Annotated in this window: 22 protein-coding genes and 1 pseudogene; 5 read left to right on the top strand and 18 right to left on the bottom strand. The window is 68.8% G+C overall.

Going from position 1 to position 21434, the window contains the following annotated elements; genetic code table 11:
* Window positions 1–21: 21 nt before the first annotated feature.
* Both QM774_RS13090 and QM774_RS13085 read right to left on the bottom strand, forming a co-directional pair.
* Window positions 22–318: a glutaredoxin family protein gene (locus tag QM774_RS13090; RefSeq protein ID WP_414976290.1), complete on the bottom strand. Its 297-nt coding sequence runs from the start codon at window positions 316–318 to the stop codon at window positions 22–24.
* 5 nt (window positions 319–323) lie between these two features.
* A complete protein-coding gene (locus QM774_RS13085) occupies window positions 324–836 on the bottom strand; it encodes a GNAT family N-acetyltransferase (protein WP_414976289.1) in 513 nt (170 codons plus the stop codon).
* Between the two features lie 284 nt (window positions 837–1120).
* On the opposite strand from QM774_RS13085, the gene QM774_RS13080 reads away from it, so the two are divergent.
* On the top strand, window positions 1121–2290 hold the full coding sequence (locus QM774_RS13080; protein WP_414976288.1) for an HAD family hydrolase: 1170 nt from the start codon (window positions 1121–1123) through the stop codon (window positions 2288–2290).
* A 353-nt stretch (window positions 2291–2643) separates the two neighbouring features.
* Here the strand turns inward: QM774_RS13080 and QM774_RS13075 are convergent, their stop codons facing one another.
* The 9 genes and pseudogenes from QM774_RS13075 to QM774_RS13035 all read right to left on the bottom strand — a co-directional run bounded on the left by QM774_RS13075 (window position 2644) and on the right by QM774_RS13035 (window position 10357).
* Complete coding sequence (locus QM774_RS13075) at window positions 2644–3717, bottom strand: lysophospholipid acyltransferase family protein (RefSeq protein ID WP_414976287.1); 1074 nt, start codon at window positions 3715–3717, stop codon at window positions 2644–2646.
* Window positions 3718–3822: 105 nt separating this feature from the next.
* Window positions 3823–4888: pseudogene (locus QM774_RS13070) on the bottom strand (NAD-dependent epimerase/dehydratase family protein).
* A 77-nt stretch (window positions 4889–4965) separates the two neighbouring features.
* The gene (locus QM774_RS13065) at window positions 4966–5067 is read right to left on the bottom strand and encodes a 30S ribosomal protein bS22 (protein WP_003402602.1); all 102 of its coding nucleotides are present in this window, start codon (window positions 5065–5067) and stop codon (window positions 4966–4968) included.
* A gap of 148 nt (window positions 5068–5215) precedes the next feature.
* The gene (locus QM774_RS13060) at window positions 5216–5416 is read right to left on the bottom strand and encodes a helix-turn-helix domain-containing protein (protein WP_414976286.1); all 201 of its coding nucleotides are present in this window, start codon (window positions 5414–5416) and stop codon (window positions 5216–5218) included.
* 182 nt (window positions 5417–5598) lie between these two features.
* Complete coding sequence (gene proC / locus QM774_RS13055; protein WP_414976285.1) at window positions 5599–6477, bottom strand: pyrroline-5-carboxylate reductase; 879 nt, start codon at window positions 6475–6477, stop codon at window positions 5599–5601.
* A gap of 39 nt (window positions 6478–6516) precedes the next feature.
* On the bottom strand, window positions 6517–7374 hold the full coding sequence (locus tag QM774_RS13050; RefSeq protein ID WP_414976284.1) for a thioesterase family protein: 858 nt from the start codon (window positions 7372–7374) through the stop codon (window positions 6517–6519).
* A complete protein-coding gene (locus tag QM774_RS13045) occupies window positions 7355–8245 on the bottom strand; it encodes a sugar phosphate isomerase/epimerase family protein (RefSeq protein WP_414976283.1) in 891 nt (296 codons plus the stop codon). Before QM774_RS13045 ends, QM774_RS13050 begins: the two co-directional genes overlap by 20 nt.
* A gap of 13 nt (window positions 8246–8258) precedes the next feature.
* Window positions 8259–9338: a hypothetical protein gene (locus QM774_RS13040; protein ID WP_414976282.1), complete on the bottom strand. Its 1080-nt coding sequence runs from the start codon at window positions 9336–9338 to the stop codon at window positions 8259–8261.
* A gap of 68 nt (window positions 9339–9406) precedes the next feature.
* On the bottom strand, window positions 9407–10357 hold the full coding sequence (locus QM774_RS13035) for a hypothetical protein (protein WP_414976281.1): 951 nt from the start codon (window positions 10355–10357) through the stop codon (window positions 9407–9409).
* 57 nt (window positions 10358–10414) lie between these two features.
* Here QM774_RS13035 and QM774_RS13030 point away from each other — a divergent pair, with 57 nt between their 5' ends.
* Window positions 10415–11254, top strand: a complete 840-nt coding sequence (locus QM774_RS13030; RefSeq protein ID WP_414976280.1) for a hypothetical protein — start codon at window positions 10415–10417, stop codon at window positions 11252–11254.
* A 248-nt stretch (window positions 11255–11502) separates the two neighbouring features.
* On the opposite strand, the gene QM774_RS13025 is transcribed toward QM774_RS13030, so the two are convergent.
* From QM774_RS13025 to mshA, 7 genes are all read right to left on the bottom strand, one after another.
* Window positions 11503–12192: a response regulator gene (locus QM774_RS13025; protein ID WP_414976279.1), complete on the bottom strand. Its 690-nt coding sequence runs from the start codon at window positions 12190–12192 to the stop codon at window positions 11503–11505.
* Window positions 12189–13517 (bottom strand): sensor histidine kinase, encoded by a 1329-nt coding sequence (locus tag QM774_RS13020; protein ID WP_414976278.1) that lies wholly within the window; start codon window positions 13515–13517, stop codon window positions 12189–12191. The genes QM774_RS13025 and QM774_RS13020 overlap by 4 nt, the downstream gene beginning before the upstream one ends.
* Before the next feature lie 134 nt (window positions 13518–13651).
* Window positions 13652–13975, bottom strand: coding sequence for a GNAT family N-acetyltransferase (locus QM774_RS13015; protein ID WP_414976277.1), 324 nt, complete (start codon window positions 13973–13975; stop codon window positions 13652–13654).
* 62 nt (window positions 13976–14037) lie between these two features.
* A complete protein-coding gene (locus tag QM774_RS13010; protein WP_414976276.1) occupies window positions 14038–14802 on the bottom strand; it encodes a phosphoglyceromutase in 765 nt (254 codons plus the stop codon).
* Between the two features lie 179 nt (window positions 14803–14981).
* A complete protein-coding gene (locus QM774_RS13005) occupies window positions 14982–16586 on the bottom strand; it encodes a 4-coumarate--CoA ligase family protein (protein WP_414976275.1) in 1605 nt (534 codons plus the stop codon).
* 128 nt (window positions 16587–16714) lie between these two features.
* Window positions 16715–17323: a YbjN domain-containing protein gene (locus tag QM774_RS13000; RefSeq protein WP_414976274.1), complete on the bottom strand. Its 609-nt coding sequence runs from the start codon at window positions 17321–17323 to the stop codon at window positions 16715–16717.
* Complete coding sequence (mshA, locus tag QM774_RS12995; protein ID WP_414976273.1) at window positions 17320–18642, bottom strand: D-inositol-3-phosphate glycosyltransferase; 1323 nt, start codon at window positions 18640–18642, stop codon at window positions 17320–17322. The genes QM774_RS13000 and mshA overlap by 4 nt, the downstream gene beginning before the upstream one ends.
* 103 nt (window positions 18643–18745) lie before the next feature.
* Here mshA and QM774_RS12990 point away from each other — a divergent pair, with 103 nt between their 5' ends.
* Genes QM774_RS12990 through QM774_RS12980 form a run of 3 tightly spaced genes read left to right on the top strand, consistent with a single transcriptional unit; the run spans window position 18746 to window position 21383 of the window.
* The gene (locus QM774_RS12990; protein WP_414976272.1) at window positions 18746–19726 is read left to right on the top strand and encodes a metal ABC transporter solute-binding protein, Zn/Mn family; all 981 of its coding nucleotides are present in this window, start codon (window positions 18746–18748) and stop codon (window positions 19724–19726) included.
* Window positions 19723–20532, top strand: a complete 810-nt coding sequence (locus QM774_RS12985; RefSeq protein ID WP_414976271.1) for a metal ABC transporter ATP-binding protein — start codon at window positions 19723–19725, stop codon at window positions 20530–20532. The genes QM774_RS12990 and QM774_RS12985 overlap by 4 nt, the downstream gene beginning before the upstream one ends.
* Entirely contained in the window at window positions 20529–21383 is an 855-nt protein-coding gene (locus QM774_RS12980; RefSeq protein ID WP_414976270.1) for a metal ABC transporter permease, read from the top strand. Before QM774_RS12985 ends, QM774_RS12980 begins: the two co-directional genes overlap by 4 nt.
* Window positions 21384–21434 lie beyond the last annotated feature (51 nt).

Below are 21434 nucleotides of genomic sequence, written 5' to 3'. Positions count from 1 at the left end.
GCATGTACTACACAGGTTAGTTCACCGTCGAGGCTCGTCACCACCGACCCGGAGAAGTCTGTCGAGGTCTGAGCGCAGCCTTGCCTCATCGATTTCCCAGTACGAATGCTCGGTTCCGTCGAGCAGAACCACGGGCAGCCGGTCCCCGTATTCGGCGCGGAGCCCGGGATCTCCCTGGTCGGCCGCACGATCGACGTCGACGACGTCCGGCGCCAGTCCGTAGCCGGACAGGATCGGCGTCAACTGCGCGAGCGCCGTCTCGCACAGGTGACAGCCGTTCCGTGTCAGCAACGTCACGTTCACTTGCTCGTCAGCCATGCCGTTCAGGCTAGCCGCGACCACCTCCATGCCCACACGGTCCCGGCGTCGGGATCGTGGGCCTCGCCGACGTGGGCGAAGCCGAGCGAGGCCAGCACCCCCGTCGACGGATTGGGGCCGGGCAGGGTGTGCGCGATGACGTGATCGACGAGCCCGGTGCCGACGGCGTCGTCGACCAGCGCCTGCGCCGCGCTCGATCCGAGTCCGCGGCCCCGGAATTCGGGCGCTATCTCGTAGCCGATCTCCACGGTTCGGTCGTCGGGTGGTCCGGCGTATCCGCCTGACCCGATCAGGGTGCCGTGGGTGTCGTCGACGAAGAACCGCATCGACCAGGGCCGATCGTCGTCGGACGCGGTCTGGAGGTGCTCGAGGGCACCGCCGACGGCCTCCGGGAACTCCGGCCAGCCCTCCGGGGCCGGAGAGCCGATCATCGCCGCGAATCGCGTGCGATCGGCCTGCAGAGCGCACAGAAGCTGTTCGGTGACGGGTACGAGGCGTACCCGAGGACGGTTGGTCATGAGAGATCTCCAATCGTGGGAAAAGGGATGGCCGCACGACCGGGAGAAGGAGAGAAACCCACGAGCGAGGAGCGCAGCCGAAAACAAGGGCACGCCGAGAACGGCGTCTCGACGGTGACCGGAAAGTGGTCGGCGCTCCTGAAAGCTCGTGGTGTGTCGCCCGAAACGATTTCGGGCGTCGTCGACGTTACGCGCGACCGGCACGATCGTCCAGGTCCCCACGCGAACCGAACGGCTGACTACGCTGGAGGCCGATACGTTCGATCCGTCGCTAGGAGGTGCTCGTGAGCAAGGACGCTCCCGAACCGGAGGGCTACGACCCCGACCGCGATCCCGAGCACACCGATTCCGAGCACGACGAGGTCGTCGCTCACGTCGAGGAGGGTCGCGAACTCGCCGCGGAGCAGTTCGGCACACTGCTCGACGCGGATGAGCTGAACGAGGAGCTTCTCGACCGGGACTCCGCCGAACGTGAGGTCGCCGACCTGGAACGCCAAGCCCTCCTCGATGAGGAGGAGAACCGCCGGGTCACCCAGTGGCTGTCGGAGCGGGCCGGCAAGTTCAAGCAGAGTGCCGCCGAACTGCGGCAGGTGCTGGCCGGCGAGGCGTCGGCGAACGCCGCCATCGAGTCGCTGCGCGCCCGCATCCCGGAGGACGGCGCCGACCCGGGCGCCGATCTGACCGCCGCCGCCTTCTTCGACGTCGACAACACGCTGGTGCACGGCGCCTCCATCGTGTTGTTCGCCCGGGGCCTGGCCTCCCGCAAATACTTCTCGTACAACGACATCGCCAAGTTCGCCTGGCAGCAGGCGAAGTTCCGGCTGACCGGCCGGGAGAACATGGACGACGTGGCCGAAGGCCGCGACAAGGCGCTGTCGTTCATCGCCGGCCGGCCCACCGCGGAACTCGTCGCACTCGGTGAAGAGATCTACGACGAGTACATCGCCGACAAGATCTGGCCGGGCACCGCAGCCCTCGCCCAGCGGCACATCGCCGCCGGCCAGCAGGTGTGGCTGGTGACGGCCACCCCGGTCGAGCTGGCGCAGACCATCGCCAAGCGCCTCGGCCTGACCGGTGCTCTCGGCACCGTCGCCGAAAGCGAGAACGGCATCTTCACCGGCCGACTGGTCGGCGACATCCTGCACGGCCCCGGCAAGGCGCACGCGATCCGCGCCCTGGCCGTCCGGGAAGGCCTGAACCTGCGACGCTGCACCGCGTACTCGGACTCCTACAACGACGTCCCCATGCTGTCGCTGGTCGGCACCGCGGTCGCCATCAACCCCGATTCGGATCTGAAGGAGGTCGCGCGGGTGCGCGGCTGGGAGTCGTACGACTTCCGCACCGCCCGCAAGGCCGCCAAGTACGGCGTCACCACGGCCGCGGTTCTCGGCGCGACCGCCGGCGCCGGCGCCGTGGCCACCAAGGCGTTGCGCGGCCGGGGCGCAGGAGACTGAGGTTCGCACCCTGACTCGGGGTACGCGGCCTCAGCTCAGACCGCGCCGCCGGAATCAGGGTGCGTGCGACGGCCGCTCAGCCGACCCTCCCGCCGGTTGACCCATCGGCCCTCCCGTCGGTTGAGCCGCCACCGAGCCGATAGGCGAGGCGGCGAGTCGAAACCACCCCTCCAAGACGCGTGAGCAATGAAGAACCGCATTTCCGGTCGGTGGGGTTTCGACACGGCCTCCTTCGTCGGCCGGCTCAACCAGCGGAGGACAACGTCGACCGGGTCAACCAGCGGAGGACAACGTCGACCGGGTCAACCAGCGCGAGGCAGACATCGGGCCGGCTCAACCAGCGGAGGACGACGTCAGCCGAAGTAGACGGAACCGCGGCGGCTCAGCATCCGGAACAGCGTCTGCTGGATCTCTTCGCGAACGTGGTCGGTGAGATCGAAGACCACCATCGGGTCGTCTGCGGCGTCGGCGGCGTAGTCGCTCGTGTCGATGGGGCGGCCGAAGTGGATGTGCCACTTGGACGGCAGCGGGATGAGGCCCGCCGGGCCCAGCCACGGGAACAGCGGGGTCACCGGGAAGTACGGCAGACCCAGTGCCTTCGCGAGCGGCTTCAGGTCGGCGATCATCGGATAGATTTCCTCCGAGCCGACGATGGAGACCGGAATGATCGGCGCCTTGGTCCGGATGGCCGTGGTGACGAAGCCGCCGCGGCCGAAGCGCTGCAGCTTGTACCGGTCCTTGTAGAGCTTGCCCAGCCCCTTGTAGCCCTCCGGCCACACGGCGGTCAGTTCGCCCTGACGCAGCAGCGCCTCGGCGTCCTCGTTGCAGGCCAGGGTGGCGCCAATGCGACGGGCCATATCGCCGATGACCGGCATGTCGAACGCCATGTCGGCGGCCAGTACCCGCAGATAGCGCTGGTTGGGGTGGTGGTCGCGGACCGCCAGCGAGGTGATCAGCGCGTCCACCGGCAACGAACCGGCGTGGTTCGCGACCAGCAGTGCAGCACCCTCGGCCGGCAGATTCTCGACGCCGGTCACCTCGACGCGGAACCACTTCTCGTACACCTGGCGCAACGCCGGGAACCAGACGCTCTCGGCGAAGTTCGGGTCGAAGCCGAAGTCGTCGACGGTGTAGTCGCCGGTCATCCGCTCCCGGATGAATCCGGAGGTGGCGATCAGCGAGTCGGCGACCGTGTTGCGCAGGCCCCCGAGACTGAACAGCGGCGAATGCCGGCCCGGCTCGATCGGTGCGACGGCCTCGTCGGAGAGCTCGATCTGATTGCTGATGGGCACGACCTCGGCGGCCTCACGGCCGAATCCGTCGGTGTTGGGATGGCCCATGCCGGCGTAGCGCTGACGGGGATCCGACGTGTAGAGCGAAATCACCTTCGCATGACGCCGGTCGATCGGTTCATCGGCTGCTGCCATCGGTACTCGCCCCCTTGTTTCCGTCGGCTTAGGCAAACATCGTACGACGGTCCGCGCATGCTCGCAGTGGCCGACGCCACTCTGGACGGGATCGGATACCGCCGGTCACTGCAGGGCGGTGGCCGCCGCGACGAGTCGCCGTTCCACGCTGCGCCACACGTCCGACGGAACCAGCGGCTGGGTGCGTCCACGGTCGATGAACGAGTCGAGGGTCTCCAGCGTCGTGTAGCGCGGCGTGAAGCCGAGTTCGCTGCGCATGCGGCTGGTGTCCAGGACGCGGCCGAACGCCAGGAACGCCTCCTGCTCGGAGCGGATCCGCGGCACCCGGCCGTCCTGCATCATGCCGACCAGCGAGCCGAGCAACGGCGCCGGAACCCGCAGCGCGAGGTGACCGGACCGGTGCAGTGCCTGCGTCAGCGTCACAATGCCGTCGCCGGCGAGGTTGAAGGTGCCGGCCACACCGGCGCGCGTCGCGTGCTCGAGGGCGCCCAGGGCGTCCTCCTCGTGCAGGAACTGCAGCCGCGCCCGATGACCGAGGACCACCGGGGCGATCGGCATCGAGAAGTAGGCGCTCATCCGGGTGTCCAGGCTGGGGCCGAGGATGGCCTGCGGACGCAGGATGGTGACGTCGATGTCCTGCCGGCGACGGGCCAGACCGCGGACGTAGCCTTCGACGTCGAGCATGTCGCGCCCGAATCCGCTGCGCAGTTCGCGGCGGGCGCGGGTGGTCTCGGTGAAGTACGCCGGGTCGGCGGAGCTGGCCCCGTAGACCATGGCGGTCGACCGCAGGATGAACCGTTTGACCGACGGGGTGCGCTGCACCGCGGCGCACACCTGCATGGAGCCGACGACGTTCAGTTCCTTGATGGCGGCCGAATGCTCTGCGGGCATCCATCACCGACGGGGCGGCGTGCACCACGGTGTCGACCTCGAAGGTCGACAGTGCCTTGGCGATGGCCGGGCGGCGGATGTCCAGACGGAGGAATTCGGCACGGCCCATGCGCCGCAGCAGCGGCTTGCTGGGGACGCGGGAATCGACGGCGACGACCTTCTCGATCGACGGATCGTCGGCCAGCCGGGCGGCGAGGTACCCGCCCAGGAACGTCGACGCACCCGTCACCAGCACCGAGCGCGGTGCGGTCGGTGCCGGGAGAGTGCTGTCGCCGGCCATGGCGTTAAGAGTAGTGCGAACGAACAAGACCCGCCCGATGGGCGGGTCCTGACGAGATCACCGGGACAGGCCGGTGATCACTTACCGAGCTTGCGCCGCTGAACTCGAGTCCGGCGAAGCAGCTTGCGGTGCTTCTTCTTCGACATGCGCTTGCGACGCTTCTTGATGACTGAACCCATGGGGACCAGTCTAGACGGCAGGCGAACTCAGCACGAAATCGCCCTTCGATACGGCCGTCGGGCTCCGCTCAGCGGTACCCGACGGCTCGGTCAAGGAGTCGACGCCCGAACAGGTCAGACCTTTCGGGTGCGCATCGACGACGTCGGCCTAGCCGGCGTCGAAGTACGAGGTCTCCAGGTAGTCGTGCACCGCCTTGGCGTGAACGCGGAACGAACGTCCCACGCGCACTGCGGGCAGCTCGCCACTGTGGACGAGACGGTAGACCGTCATCTTCGAGACCCGCATGAGAGCGGCGACCTCGGCGACGGTGAGGAACTGCGAAGCGGAGCTCGCGTCTGCAGCAGCCATGTATGAACAACCTCCGGTGCACGCATCGCGGCCACCGGCTTCCCCTCCGGCGGACATAGACACGTACGTGCTGGGTTGAGCTTAGCGTGGCGGATGTGAAATATGCGACGTGAGTGGCGAAATATTCCGGAATATCATCGTTAGGATTCCCACACTTCGGTCATATCCGCAGGTCAGAACCCCTACAGGTCCGACGGTGCACCGTCGGAAGAACCGGGCAAACCCGCCGGAGAACCCTCAACCGAGGGTCGAACTGCCGACTGACGGCCCACTTCGGCCGCCGCGCGGGCCGCTTCACCGACCGCGTGGCGCAGTCCGTAGCGCTCCAATTCGGCCAGCGCCGCAGCGGTCGTGCCGCCCGGCGAGGTCACCGCGGCACGCAGTTCCACCGGCGACACCCCGGACTCGGTGAGCAGCAGACCCGAGCCGTACATCGTCTGACCTGCCAGCTCGGCAGCCTGCGCGCGCGTCAGACCCAGGCCGACGCCCGCATCGGTCAGCGCCTCCACCATCAGGAAGAAGTAGGCCGGACCGGAACCGGAGATCGCCGTGACGGCGTCCATCAGCTTCTCCGGCACCACCTGCACCTTGCCGACCGACTCCATCAGACGGACGGCGACCGCCACCTGATCGTCGTCGGCGTAGCGCCCGGCGCTCACCGCGGACATCGCCGCGTTCACCAGCATCGGGGTGTTCGGCATGACGCGGATGACCGGCGAGCCCGCCGGCAAGGCGTGCTCGTACCGGGCGGCGGGGACACCGGCGACCAGCGTCATCGTGATGCGCTCGTCCTCGCCGTCGTCCTCGGCGCGGGCCAGATCGCGGAGCACGCTGTCCACCGCGTCCGGCTTGACCGCGATGACCGCGACCTGGGCGCCCTCGGCGGCGTCGCGGACGTCGTCGGTCACCCGGACGCCGTACTCGCCCTTCAGCTCGGCGGCCCGATCACTGTGCCGCTCGACCACCACCAGATCCTTGACCGGCTTTCCCGACTGGATCAGGCCGGCCAGCAGGGCCTCGCCGATCCGTCCGCCACCGATGATCGCTACACGCTCACTCATTGGTTCTTTCCCGTCCTCGTGTGATTTCTCGTTGCCGTTCTAGGGTGCGGCGGGGATCAGTGCCAGCTGCCGCGACTGGGCCACCACGGCCCCGGTCGCATCCAGGACCGTGTGGTCCTCGGCGAACATCGACTGCCCCACCTCGTTGCTCGACGCCTGGAACCGGAGCCAGCCCGGCGCCGGTGTCCGTCGCACATAGGTCGTCAACTGGACGGTCGGCGCCCAGCCGACCAGACCCAGATTCATCACCACCGGCGGCGACAGATCGCAGACCAGGACCGGGAAGTCCAGGCCCATCGTCGACGGCTGATCGGCGGCGTCCTTCGGCCGGGTCCAGCCACGGGTCACCGGATCGCCGGTCTCGCCCCGCATGAGCGGGAAGCAGCCGGGATCCAGCGCCAGATCGAGCGCCGGCGCCAGATGCATCACCTCGCCGAGCGGCGTGCCGTCGATATGCAGCGCGTCGGTGGGCGGTTCGGCGGGCAACTCGTGCAGCGGAGTCCGATGCCGGTAGCGCGGTTCACCGTGGTCTTGCCGGCCGAGTGTCACCGCGGACGACACCATCAGGCGGTCGTTCTGCACCACGTCGACGTGCACCAGATTCACGGTGCGGCCCCGCTTGGTGACACGGACCTTCACGTCCACCTGGGACGGATCCGGTGCGGCGAGATAGTCGCTGGAGACCGCGAGAGCGGTCACCCCGGTCAGGTCGTCATCCGGTCCGGCCACCGCGTTCAGCGCCTGCCTCGCCGCCGAGGCGACCATCATCTGCAGGCTGCCCCCGTGAACCTTCGGACCGATGGTGAACACCGGATCGATCACGCCGCGGTAGTCGACGCCGTCGGCGGTGCGGCCCGTCTCGTCGAAGTCGAGCAGTTCAGCGAGCTGCGTCGGCACGAACGTCCTCCTCCAGTCGGTCGCGGGACAGATGCTTGCGCGCGAACTCCAGCGACCGCGTCAGCATGGCACGCCGTTCGGCCTTGTTCCGCGCCGACCCGGTGTGCACTTCGAGCACCACGGCGCCATCGAAGTCGCTCTGGGCGAGCTGCCGGCACACCTGCGCGCACGGCTGGTTGCCGTCGCCCGGAATGAGATGCTCGTCGGTGGCGGCACCGGTGCCGTCGGTCAGGTGCAGGTGCTTGAGCCCCTCCCCCATGCGTCCGGCCATCGCCAGGGCGTCCACGCCAGCGGTCGCCGCGTGTGAGAGGTCGAGCGTGTAGTGGTCGTAGCCGTGGTCGGTGGGGTCGATGGACTTGCCGAACGCCGACGCGTGCAGGCCGGGGCGGCCGCCGCGATCGGCCATCCGGTCGGCCGACTTCTTGCCCGCGCCGAACAGCCGATCGGCACGCATCGGGAACATGTTCTCGACGGCGACGTTCACCTCGGATTCCGCCTCGAGGCGCTGCACCAGCCGGTCGAAGCCGCGCACGTACTCGCGCTGCCACCGGAACGGAGGATGCACCACCACGGTGTCGGCGCCGAGGTCCTCGGCGGCCTGCACCGATCGGACCAGCTTGGCCGACGGGTCGCGACCCCAGACGCGCTGACTGATCAGCAGACACGGTGCATGCACCGACAGGACGGGCACCTGGTACTGCTGGGAGAGGTGCGCGACGTGGGCGACGTCCTGACTGACCGGATCCGACCACACCATCAGCTCGACGCCGTCGTAGCCGATCTCGGCCGCGTAGGCGAAGGCCGCCTCGGTGTTCTGCGGGTACACCGATGCGGTAGACAACCCGATCGGGATCTCCGGGCGCAGCGGCATAGACGGGTCTCCGCTAGACCAGCATGACGAGCGGACCGATGGTCACCAGCAATCCGACCGCGAGTGCGAGCAGGGTGGTCGGCAGATCCCGCTTCCGCAGGATGTGCGCGAACGTGACGATCGCGAAGATCACGAGCACGGCCAGGACCAGTGCGAAGTACACGTACTGCTTCCACAGGATGGTGAAACCCCAGAAGAGGCCGGCGCCGACGGCCAGGCCGAGCACCACTTCACCGATCAGTCCGAGCCACTGCAGCAGCGGCGAGCGCTCGTGGTCGGCGTAGTCGTCCTCGTCGTCGTCCTCATCGAGGTCGAGGTCGGCGGCCGGCTCCGTGGCCGGCGTCTCCGCAGGCGCCGCCGCGGGTGCGGTCGTCGTGGTCGTCTCGACCACCGGGTGGGTGTCGGTGTCCGCGGCGGCGGACGCCGGGGACGAACCGAGCAGGGCGGTGGCGGCCGGCACGGCCTCGTCGGCGACGGTCTCGGCGTCGTCCTGCTTCGCGGCCTTCTTGGCGGCACGGCGGGCGGCCCAGTCGAGCTTGCCCGGCTTCTTATCGGTCGCCTCGTCGGTCTCGGTCTCCGTCGCAGCGACTGCCGCGGCGGCTGCGGTCGCAGCGACGGGAACGGCACCGGTGGCCGGGGCGACGGGAACAGCGCCCGTCGCCGGAGCGACAGGAACAGCGCCGGTGGCCGGGGCCGCGAGAGCGGCGTCGTCGTGGACCTCCATGGCGGGCAGATCCTCGCCGAGCAGATCGTCCGGCTCGACCGGGGCGACGGTGCCGGCGACGGCCGCAGCCGCCTGCTCGTGGTCCGAGTCGGCGACCGCGTCGACCGGGATGATGCCGGTCACGACATTCGCGGCGCCCGCCTTGGCGGCGGTCGACGGCGCGGGCGCGGCGATCGGCACCTGACCGGTCGCGGGAGCCGTGTACGCGGGCATGCCGGAGGCGCCCACGACACGCTGGGCGCCGGTGGCCGGCGGGGTGTAGGCGGGCATGCCGGACGACCGCGGGAACGCGTCGGGGTCCGAGTTCTTCCGCGCCATCAGCTCATCGACGCTGATGGGTCGTGAATCGGGATCCGGTTCCTGGGCCATCGCTGGCGACTCCTACTGCTCTGCTCTGCGGGCACGACCACGGGCTCGTCGTGCGGGTGACCGCGATCCTACGGCGTACTGATGAAGGTTTCGGCAGGCTCGGCATCAAGCCTGCGCAGAATCACTCCTTCACGCAACGCCCAAGGACATATGTCGAGTGTATCCACACTCAGGGCTCGCATCGCCGCCTCGGCGACCAAGGCGCCCGCCACGATCTGCGGGGCCCGCGCCACACTGACGCCTTCGAGTTCGGCCCGGTCGGCCGTCGTCATCCGCGAGATGAACGCGATCAGCTGCCGCAAACCGTCCTGCGTCAGGGTCCGTTTGACCCGCGGGCCGGCGCTCGACGGCGCCGCACCGGTGAGACGGGCGAGGGTGCGGAAGGTCTTGGACGAGCCGACCGCCAGGTTCGGTTTCCCGGTCTTGCGGAGCTTCTTGGCCGGCGCCTTCAGCTCGGCGTCCAGCCAACCGCGCAGCTCGTCGATGGCGGCACGGTCCGGCGGATCCTCCGGCAGCCATTCCCGGGTGATGCGGCCGGCGCCGAGCGGCAGCGACAGCGCCAGATCGGGTTCCTCGTCGACGCCGTTGGACATCTCCAGCGATCCGCCTCCGATGTCCAGGGCCAGGATCCGGCCGGCGCTCCAGCCGTACCAGCGGCGCACGGCGAGGGATGTCAGCCGTGATTCGTCCACGCCGGACAGGACGCGCACCTTCACCCCGGAGGCGTCGCGCACACGGTCGAGGACGTCGTCGGAGTTGACGGCATCGCGGACCGCCGAAGTCGCGAACGCCATCACCTGCTCGCAGCCTGACGTCTCGGCCACCTTCTTGAAGTCGACCACGGTGTCGACCAGCGACTGTGCGCCCTCGTCGGTCATGTGACCGCCGGGGTCGATCTGCTCCGCCAGGCGGAGGACCGCCTTGGTGGAGCTCATCGGGGTCGGGTGGCCGCCGCGATGTGCGTCGACCACCAGCAGGTGAACGGTGTTGCTGCCCACGTCGAGCACTCCGAGTCTCACCGGTACAAACTACCGCGAGGCGGCGAGCGTGCCGCCGAGACGCTAGCGTGTGGCCCTATGTCCCCCGATGCGGCCTCGGATCCAGCCCCCGAGGTGCCACTCGACTTCCCTCGCGAGTGGTACGAGTTCCCTGATCCCGACGACGACGAGCACGTGATCGTCGCCGATCTGACGTGGCTGCTCTCCCGCTGGACGTGTGTGTTCGGCACCCCGGCCTGCCGCGGCATCGTCGCCGGCCGGCCGAACGACGGATGCTGCACCCACGGCGCCTACCTGACCGACGACGAGGACCGCGAACGTCTGGAGGCCGGTGTCGCACTGCTGACCCCGGAGGACTGGCAGTTCTATCCGGAGGGTTCCGGCGACGACCCGTTGGGCGAGAACGGCTACCTCGAGGAGGGCGACCTGGATGACGAGCCGGCGTTGAAGACGCGGGTCCAAGAGGGCGCCTGCATCTTCGCCAACCGGCCCGGTTTTCCGGCCGGCGCGGGCTGCTCACTGCACGCGGTGGCGCTGCGCCGCGGAATCGAACCCCTGACCGTGAAACCGGACGTGTGCTGGCAGCTGCCGGTGCGACGGGAGCAGGAGTGGGTGACCCGCCCCGACGGCACCGAGATCCTCAAGACCACGATCACCGAATACGACCGCCGCGGCTGGGGCGAAGGCGGACACGATCTGGCCTGGTACTGCTCGGGATCCCCCGACGCGCACGTCGGCGTGAAACCGGTCTTCGAGTCGTATCGGCCGGAGCTCACCGAGATGATCGGCGCCGCCGCCTACGAACAGCTCGCCCAAGCCTGCCGGCGCCGCACCCAGCTGGGCATCGTCGCCGTCCACCCGGCGACGGCCGCCGCCACCACCCGCCTCGACACCGACCTCAAGTACGAGCAGCTGTAGCCCCCGGCCTATGCCGTGAGTTCAGGGCAGATAGCAGCCTCAACCCACGGCACAGACGAATTCAGGCCCTCCGCAACCGCACACACGCTGGTCGGAGGCCGGCCTCCCCCGTCCCCAGCATCTCTTCCGCGCCGAAGGCGCGCGCTGGGTCGGGCTCCTTTCGACAAGCTCAAGGAGCGTAGGGCGGAGCCAAGGAGCGTGGAGAGTGGCTCAAGGAGCGTAGGTCGGGCTCGAGAACCGGCGAGCGGTCACGGCTCGAACTTGTACCCCAGGCCGCGGAGGGTGATGAGGTGACGCGGCTGCGACGGGTCCGGCTCGATCTTGGAGCGCAGACGCTTCACGTGAACGTCCAGCGTCTTGGTGTCGCCGACGTAGTCGGCACCCCACACGCGGTCGATCAGCTGCGAACGGGTCAGTACGCGGCCGGCGTTGCGGAGCAGGTACTCCAGCAGGTCGAACTCCTTGAGCGGGAGCGTCACCTCGGCGCCGTCGACCGTCACGGTGTGGCGCTGCACGTCCATGCGGACCGGCCCCACCTCGAGGACGCCGATCGCGGCATCGTCGTCGTCGGCCACCACGCCGCCGCGGCGCAGGACCGCACGGATACGCGCGATCAGCTCACGCGCCGAGTACGGCTTGGTGATGTAGTCATCGGCGCCCAGCTCGAGGCCGACCACCTTGTCGATCTCGCTGTCGCGGGCGGTCACCATGATGACCGGCACACTCGACTTGGCGCGGATCTGCTTGCAGATCTCGGTGCCGGAGATTCCGGGCAGCATCAGGTCGAGCAGGACGATGTCCGGCCCGATGCGATCGAACGCGGCGACGGCCTCGGAGCCGTCGTTGACGATGCTGGCTTCGAAACCCTCCTTCCGCAGCAGGAACGCGAGCGGATCGGCGAGGGCTTCTTCGTCTTCGACGATCAGGACGTGCGTCAAGGCTTCTCTTCCTCCGTGTGTGGGGATGAATCGGTGGTCTCGGTGGGATCGGACCCGTCGGGATCGTCCGACGGGTCGCGGTCGTCGACGTCCGTCGACGGGGTTTCGGGGCGCGGCAGGGGCGGCGCCTGTTCGGGGATCTCCGCGTTCGGGTCGAGCGGGATGTACAGGGTGAAGGTCGAACCCGTGCCGGGCCGGCTCCACAGGCCGATGTGTCCGCCGTGGCTGGCGGCGACGTGCTTGACGATCGCCAGGCCGAGGCCGGTGCCGCCGGTGGCGCGTGACCGCGCCTTGTCGACGCGGTAGAAGCGTTCGAAGACGCGCTGCTGGTCGGCCGGCGCGATGCCGATGCCGCGGTCGGTGACCGCGATGGCCACCATCATCTCGCCGTCCATCTCGGTCACCTTGCGGCTCACCGAGACGACGTCGCCGTACATCGAATGGTTGATGGCGTTCGCGATCAGATTGTTGAGCGCGGTCAGCAGCAGCGTGCGATCACCGATCACCGACAGGCCCGACGCCTGGTCGGCGAGCAGTTCGATCTCCTCGATCTCCGCGCTCACCGACGCCGCGGCCACCGCGTCGTCGACGAGGGAGTCGACGTCCACCGACGTGAACTCGTCGATCCGCCCCTCCTGCAGACGCGACAGGCCGATCAGCTCGTTGATGAGCGTCTTCATCCGCTCGGTCTCGTGCACCACGCGGCGCGCGAAGTTTTCGACGGCCTCCGGGTCGTCGTGCGACTCGAGGATCGCCTCCGCCATCAGACTGATCGCGCCCAGCGGGGTCTTCAACTCGTGAGAGACGTTGGCGGCGAAGTCGCGGCGGCTCGCCTCCACCCGCAGGTTGGTGGAGTCGTCGTCGCCGTAGACCAGCGCGTAGCGCGAGGTGCCGTGCTCGGCCAGACGCACCACGCAGCGGACGTTCTCGATGGTGCGCGGCATGGTGCGGCCGGTGGAGACGAAGCCCATGTTGGATACCGGCGGCACGAAGTCGAAGCGGCGGTCCTCCCCCGACTCGAACACCTCGGTGACGGCTTCGGCGACCGGATCGGCGAGGGTGTCGCGCAGCAGACCGAGGTCGACGGCCCGCTGATTGAACAGAATGATCTTGTGATCGGCGTCGACCACCGCCATGCCGGTCTCCGAATGCGCGCCGAGCAGATTGGTCAGCCCGGCACGCGAGATGGAGCCGTCGTCGTTGAAGGTGACCGCGTCGTCGTCGATGGACTGTGCACCGGGCGATCCGCTGTCGAACGGGCCGACGATCGACTCGCGGGGCGCGGCAGCACCCGACGAGTGGTCGGCACCGTCAGAGTCGAACACACCCGGGATACTACGGCCCATCACCACAGGTTGGGAACCTGGGAGGGCGTGGTCAACGAGCTGTTCACGAGGTATTCGCGCGCATGTCCCGAAGGTGAACCGGACCTGTCGAACCGGCCACCGGGACCCGGCGTTCAGTCGTTGGAGACGACCAGATCGGCGTACTCCGGATGCTTGTCGAGGAACTTCACGACATACGAGCAGACCGGAACGACCTTGTTGCCGTCGGCGCGGATGTCGTCGAGGACCTGCTGCACCAACTGGCCGGCGATACCGCGCCCGCCGAACTCCGGGTACACCACCGTGTGGGTGAGGGCCAGATGGTCGCCGTCGGCGTGACCCGCATCGCGGGTGTAGTCGAGGTAGCCCACCTCGGTGGGAGCGCCGTCTTCGTCGAGGTCGGCGCGGTAACGCTCCCGCTCCTGCAGATGAGTAACCGTGATCACACCGTCAGCCATGAATCCAATGTAGCTCAGGCCGACGAGTGGCGCAGGCGCCGAGGAAAGCGCCCGTATCGGACTTACTTGCTGCCCTGCGCGGCCACCGCGGCGGCACCGGCGGCGGCGGCCTCCGGGTCCAGGTAGCGGCCGCTCGGCGCGGCCGGATCGCCGCTCGGTGCGGTGCTGCGCAGCTGATCGTCGACCTCGTACACCAGCGGGTTGCCGGTCGGGATGTTCAGCTGGGCGATGTCCTCGTCGGAGATCTGGTCCAGGTGCTTGACCATGGCGCGCAGCGAGTTGCCGTGGGCGGCGACCAGCACGTTCTTACCGGCCCGCAGGTCGGCGCCGATCGTCTCCTCGTAGTACGGGATGAGGCGCTTGACCACGTCCAGCAGGCATTCGGTCAGCGGCACCTCGATGCCGGCGTAGCGGGGATCGCCCACCTGGCTGTACTCGCCGTCGGCGTCGATGGCCGGCGGCGGGGTGTCGTAGCTGCGGCGCCACAGCATGAACTGCTCGTCGCCGTACTTCTCCTTGGTCTCGGCCTTGTTCAGGCCCTGAAGGGCACCGTAGTGGCGCTCGTTGAGACGCCAGTCCCGCACCACCGGGATCCAGTGGCGGTCGGCCTTGTCCAGCGCCACGTTGGCGGTGGTGATCGCACGACGCAGCACCGACGTGTAGAGCACGTCCGGCAGCAGATCGTTCTCGGCGAGCAGCTCGCCGGCGCGCACGGCCTCGGTGCGGCCCTTGTCGGTCAGGTCGACGTCCACCCAGCCGGTGAACTGGTTGGAGGCGTTCCATGCGGACTCGCCGTGACGCATCAGGATCAGCTTGCCGTTGCTCATGGCTTCAGTTTCCCACAACACCGTTCGCGGGTGGAGCCGGTACCGAGCCGCCGGGCGAGGTGCCGTGCCGAAACCACCGTGCGGGGGGGTTTCGACACGGGCTCGTTCCTCGCCCGGCTCAACCATCGGGGCAAGCAAGCTCGTTCCTCGCCCGGCTCAACCAGCGGGCCGGCGGGCGGCTACTTGCGCAGATCCTTACGGAGGATCTTGCCGGCCGACGACTTCGGGATGGCGTCGATGAACTCGACCTGACGCACCTTCTTGTAGGGCGCGACGCGTTCGGCGGTGAACTCCATGACCTCGTCGGCCGTCAGATCCTGACCGGGCTGGGTCACCACGAACGCCTTCGGGACCTCTTCGCCCTCGTCGTCGTGCGCACCCACGACCGCCGCGTCGGCGATCTTCGGGTGCGTCAGCAGCAGGGCCTCGAGCTCGGCCGGCGGCACCTGGTAGCCCTTGTACTTGATGAGCTCCTTGAGGCGATCGACGATCGTGACGCAGCCGTTCGCGTCGACGGTCGCCATGTCGCCGGTGTGCAGGAAGCCGTCCGAGTCGATGGTCTCGGCGGTGGCCTGCTGGTTGTTCAGGTAGCCGGCCATCACGTTCGGGCCCTTGACCCACAGCTCACCGGGCTCGGAGACGCCGTCGGAGGGGACCTCGATGTCGTCGCCGGTGCCCGGATCGACGATGCGGTTCTCCGAGTTCGGCACGGCCCAGCCGACCGACGACAGCGGCGCCACGATGCCTCGGGACTCCAGACCGCCGTCGGCGGGCATGATGTGGCTGACCGGAGACAGCTCACTCATGCCGTAGCCCTGCAGCACCTGGACGTTCAGGCGCTCGGCGACGGCGTGACCGAGTTCGGCGTCGAGCGGGGCGGCACCGGAGAAGACGGTCTTGAGTGACGTCAGTTCGAAGTCGTCGACCACCGGGTGCTTGGCCAGCGCGACCGCGACCGGGGGCGCGATGTAGGCGAACGTGATCTTGTGGTCCTGGATGCCCTTCAGGAACTCACCGAGATCGAACCGGGGCATCACGAACAGGGAGCTGCGGGCCTTGAGTGCGGCGTTCAGCAGGACCGTCATGCCGTAGATGTGGAAGAACGGCAGCACCGCGAGAACCACGTCGTCGGGGGTCAGCCCGTTCAGCGGCTCGATCTGCGCGACATTGGACACCAGGTTGCGGTGGGTGAGCATGACGCCCTTGGGGTTGCCGGTGGTGCCCGAGCTGTAGGGCAGCACCGCCAGATGGGTCGCCGGGTCGAAGGTGACGTCCGGGGCCGGCAGACCGGCACCGAGGAGGTCGGCGGCGTTGGGGTGACCGCTCGCGGCCTGGCCCTCGCCGTCCAGGATGATCAGGTTCTCGTCGCTGATCCCCACCTCTTGGCACGCCTGCTTGGCCTGCGGCGCCATCATCGAGATGGTGACCAGCATCTTGGCCTTCGAGTCGGTCAGCTGCTTGGCGATGTCCTTCTCGGTGAACAGCGCGTTCAGCGTGGTCGCGGTCGCGCCGGCGCGCAGCACGCCGTGGAAGACGGTGGCGAAGGCCGGGATGTTCGGGGACAGGATCGCGACGACGTCGCCGACGGCGATGCCGCGATCGGCGAGTGCGCCGGCGGCCGCATCGATCTGGCCGACCAACTGCTTGTAGGTGGTGGTCGCACCGGTCATCGAGTCGATCAGCGCGGTGCGCTCGAGGTCCTCGCCGGCGATCGATCCGAACAGGAAGTCGTAGACGCTGACGTTCGGGATCTCGACGTCGTCGAACGGACTCTTGAAGCTCATGGACACCCTCCGTCGGTGAAATGCGTGGCGCCGCCGCTCGCGGCACGGTTGCCCCCGTCACCGTTCCGGTGACGCAGTGGTGCCACCCAGCCTAGGGCCCGCGGCGTGATCGCGCTCACGTACCCCGGTCAGTCGGAGATCGGCTGCGAGCCGTCACCGCCCGTGGCCTGCTCGATCACGCCGATGGGCGATTCGTCCGTTTTCAACGGGGCGATCTCGGGGAGGTCGTCCTCGTCGATCAGATGCTCGAAGGCCATCAGGTTGAACAGCGGTTCGCCCCGCGACTTACGCCACGCCCACTCGCGGCGGATGGACGTGATGAAACCGATTTCGAGGATCTTGTTGAAGTCGTTGTCGGCGGCTTCGAGGACCTGGCCGAGCACGCGGTCCACCTCGTCACGGGTCAGCGCATCCGAGGAGATCCGGCCGATCAGGTAGATGTCGCCGATGTTGTCGATGGTGTAGGCGACGCCGTACAGCCGGCGGTTGCGCACCAGCAGGTAGCGGTACACCTGCAGGTGGTTCTCGTCGGGCCGGCGGCAGACGAAGGCCTCCACGCGCACGCCGTGCGGGCCGGCGGTCAGCAGGACGGCGGTCTTCAGCTTCTTCTCGCCCGGCAACTCCACCACGACGTGTTCGGTGCGCGCGGTGTCGGACGCCTTGCGGACGTAGTCGATGCCGGACTCGTCGAGCGCCGTGGTCAGCGCCTGCAGATTGCGTTCCGTCGGATCGGTCATCCTGCCACCCTCGGTCGGTTCTTCCGCCAGGCGCGCTTGCGCCGGTCGGTGCGCTGTGGACCGTACTCCCGCCGGAAGTCGGCCATGGCCCGACCGTACGACGCCAGCAGCGCGTCGGTGGTGTGCTCCCAGGAGAAGTTCTGGGCGTGTGCGACGGCGGCGGCGCCCATCCGTTCGAGTACGGGCCGGTCGGCGAGGACGGCGGCGAGTTCGCGGCTCCACACGTCGATGTCGTGTCCGTCGACGAGCACGCCGGTCACCCCGTCGTCGACGGCGACGCCCAGGCCGCCGACGTTCGCGGCGATCACCGGGGTGCCGCAGGCCTGGGCTTCCACGGCGACGAGCCCGAAGCTCTCCGAGAAGCTGGGGACGGCGACGACATCGGAGGCGCGGTAGACGTCGGCGAGGTCGGCCGGTGCCCGGGGAGGCAGAAAGGTGACGCGGTCGGCGATGCCGAGACGTTCGGCCAGGTCCTCCATGGCCCGGGGTCGTTCGAGTCCGGTGCCCGACGGCCCGCCGACCACCAGCAGCCGGAGATGTCCGGTGGGGTCGGCTTTGATGAGCGGTGCAGCGGCGGCGAGCAGCACGTCCGGGGCTTTGAGCGGCTGGATGCGGCCGACGAAGGTGACGAGGGTGTCGGCGGGATCCAGTCCGAGACGCGCGCGGGCGGCGTTCTTGTCGCCCGGCGTGTACGTGTCCAGGTCGGCGCCGGGCGTCACGACGTCCACCCGTCCGGGATCGGCGCCGTACATCTCGACGAGTTCGGTCTTCTCGGTGGACGTGTTGGCGATGAGCCGGTCCGCTTCGGCCACCACCTGCTGTTCGCCGATGACACGCATCATCGGTTCGGCGGTGTCCCCGGCGGCCAGGGAGGCGTTCTTGACGGCGGCCAGGGTGTGCGCGGTGTGGACCAGCGGTACGCGCCAGCGGTCGCGGGCCAGCCAGCCGACCTGTCCGGACAGCCAGTAGTGGGAGTGGATGAGGTCGTAGTAGCCGGGTTCCTGGGCGGCCTCGGCACGCAGGACGTTGGCGGAGAACGCGCACAGCTGACCGGGCAGGTCGCGTTTGTCGAGGCCTTCGAACGGGCCGGCGACCACGTTGTGCACGGTGACACCGGGGGCGGCGGCGACCACCGGCGGATCGTCGGAGGAGGTGGCGCGCGTGAAGATCTCGACGTCGATTCCGCGCCGCGCGAGACGGGTGGCGGTCTGCCAGACGTACACGTTCATGCCGCCGGCGTCACCGGTGCCCGGCTGTGCCAGCGGCGAGGTGTGCACGGAGATCAGCGCGATCCGTCGCGGTCGCAGGCCACCGGTCATGTGTCCAGCGTACGACTCATGCCTTCATCGGTATTAGTGCGCGTCGCTCGAACCGCCATACAGTCGGAGAAACCCGATTCGTCCCCTTTCGAAGCAGGAGCACATGCGCACCCACGTCAACGTGAGCCGCCGTACCGCGCGCGGCCTCACCGTCGCCTCCGCCACCCTCGCCCTCGCCCTCGCCACCACCGCCTGCAGCAGCGACGACAAGCCCGCCACCACCGATCATCCGACCGTCGTGACGTCCACCGACGTGTGGGGTTCGGTCGCGCAGGCCGTCGTCGGCGACAAGGGTGACGTGATCTCCCTCTTCCATTCGCCCGACGGCGACCCGCACGAGTTCGAGCCGTCGGCGGCGGACACCGCGAAGATCCAGGACGGCGACGTCCTGCTCTACAACGGCGACCACTACGACGCCTACTTCGAGGAGGCCGCGCAGGACTCCAAGGCCCCGAAGGTCGAGGCCACCTCCTTCGTGGCGGGCGCCGACGACCACGATCACGACCATGAGGCGACGGACGACGACGAGCACGACGGCCACCATCACCATCACGGCGACTTCAACGAGCACGTGTTCTACAACCTGGCCGTCGTGGGCCAGTCCGCGGACAAGGTCGCCGACGCGCTGTCCGAGGTGTCTCCGGCCAACGCCGACGTCTTCCACAAGAACGCCGCCGACTTCAACACCAAGCTGACCGGCCTGAAGGATCGTCTCGCGGCCATCAAGGCGGCACAGGGCGGTCAGAAGGTGGCCGCCACCGAGCCGCTGGCCGCCTACCTCCTCACCGATGCCGGCCTGACCGATGTCGCCCCGGCGAGCTTCACCGCTGCCGTCGAGGACGGCCAGTCGCCGTCCGCGGCCGATGTCGCGACCTTCGACGACCTGCTCTCGCAGAAGCAGGTCAAGGCACTGGTCTACAACACCCAGGCCGTCGATCCGTCGACCGAGAACCTCCTGAAGATCGCACGCGGCTCCGGGGTTCCGGTGGTAGAACTGACCGAGTCCCTGCCCGCCGGCGTCACCGACTACATCACGTGGCAGTCCGGCCAGATCGATCAGTTGGAGCGAGCCCTCACCACATGACAGAACCCGTCATCGAGCTCCAGGGCGCGACTCTCGGATTGGGGGACCGCGTCCTGTGGCGCGATCTGGACCTGACGGTCGAGCCCGGCGAGTTCATCGCGGTGCTGGGCCCGAACGGCTCCGGTAAGACGACCCTGCTGCGCGCGATCCTCGGCCAGGTCCCGCTGACCGAGGGCACGGCGGCGACCCACGGCGCCCTGGGCTACGTCCCGCAGCAGCACGCCGACGACTCCGACCTGATCGCGCTCCGCGGACGCGACCTGGTCGGTTTCGGCGTGGACGGGGCACGGTGGGGCATCGGTCTGCGTGATCGTCGGGAACGCCGGGCCCGCGTGGATGCGGCGCTCGCCGAAGTCGAGGCCTCCCGATACGCCGACTCGCCCGTCGGACTGCTGTCCGGCGGCGAACAGCAGCGCCTGCGGATCGCGCAGGCCCTGACCAAGGATCCCGCGGCCCTGCTGTGCGACGAGCCGCTCGCGAGCCTGGACCTGCGGAACCAGCGCACCGTCGTCGACCTGCTCGACGCGCGCCGTGAGACCGCCGGCACCGCGATTCTGTTCGTCACCCACGAGATCAACCCGGTGCTGCCGTTCGTGGACCGTGTCCTGTATCTGGTCGACGGCGCGTTCCGGATGGGAACGGTCGACGAGGTGATGACCTCCTCCACGCTGTCCGAGCTGTACGGCAGCCGCGTCGACGTCGCCGAGGTCGGCGGACGTCTCGTGGTGATCGGCGGCGACGGCGAACACCACCACTGCGATGCGCACGACTACGGTGACGGCACCGCGCAGGTGGTCGCCCGATGACGACCAGCCTGCTGGCCGCCGACATCGGCAACTTCTGGAACTTCTCGCAGACCGGAGACCTGCTCAGCCGCACCTTCGTGCAGCAGTCGCTGCTGGCGCTGGCCCTGCTCGGCCTGATCGGCGGCGTCCTCGGCCCGATGGTGGTGGCCCGGCAGATGAGCTTCGCCGTGCACGGCGCCGCCGAGCTCAGCTTCACCGGTGCCGCGGCCGCCCTGCTGGCCGGTGTGAGCGTGAACGTGGGCGGTGTGATCGGTGCCGTCGTGGCCGCCGCGGTCTTCGGATTCCTGGGCAACCGGGCACGCGAACGCGACTCGGTGATCGGCGTCGTGATGGCGTTCGGTCTCGGCCTGGGCGTCCTGTTCCTCAGCCTGTACGGGCGCACCGGCACCGGTTTCGCTCTGCTGACCGGCCAGGTCGTCAGCGTCGGCGGGTCCGGCCTGGTGGCGGTCGCCGTCACCGCGGTCGTGGTGCTGGCCGTGATGGCGATCATCTACCGGCCGCTGCTGTTCGCCAGCCTCGACCCCCGTGTGGCCACCGCCTCCGGCGTCCCCATGCGGACGCTGTCGGTGGTCTTCGCGATCCTCGTCGGCCTGGCCGCCGCACAGGGTGTGCAGATCATCGGCGCCCTGCTGGTGATGTCCCTGCTGATCACCCCGGCCGCCGCCGCGTCCCGCCTGTCGGCCAATCCGACGGTGGTGCTCGGACTCTCGGTGCTGTTCGCCGAGATCGCCGCCGTCGGCGGCCTGATCCTATCGCTGGCCCCGGAGCTTCCGGTGTCGGTGCTGGTCACCACGATCTCGTTCGCGATCTACCTGGTGTGCCGCGTCATCGGTATCCGCGGCCGCGAGTAAGCCGGCAGACGTTCCAAGGTGTGCGTCATCCGGCGTCCTGACCGCGCACCG

Origin of the sequence: Gordonia sp. (in: high G+C Gram-positive bacteria), from assembly GCF_047600565.1 — a bacterium.
Lineage (GTDB): Bacteria > Actinomycetota > Actinomycetes > Mycobacteriales > Mycobacteriaceae > Gordonia.
The sequence above is the reverse complement of the archived record's forward strand: the minus strand, read 5'-3'. Positions and strand labels throughout refer to the sequence as shown.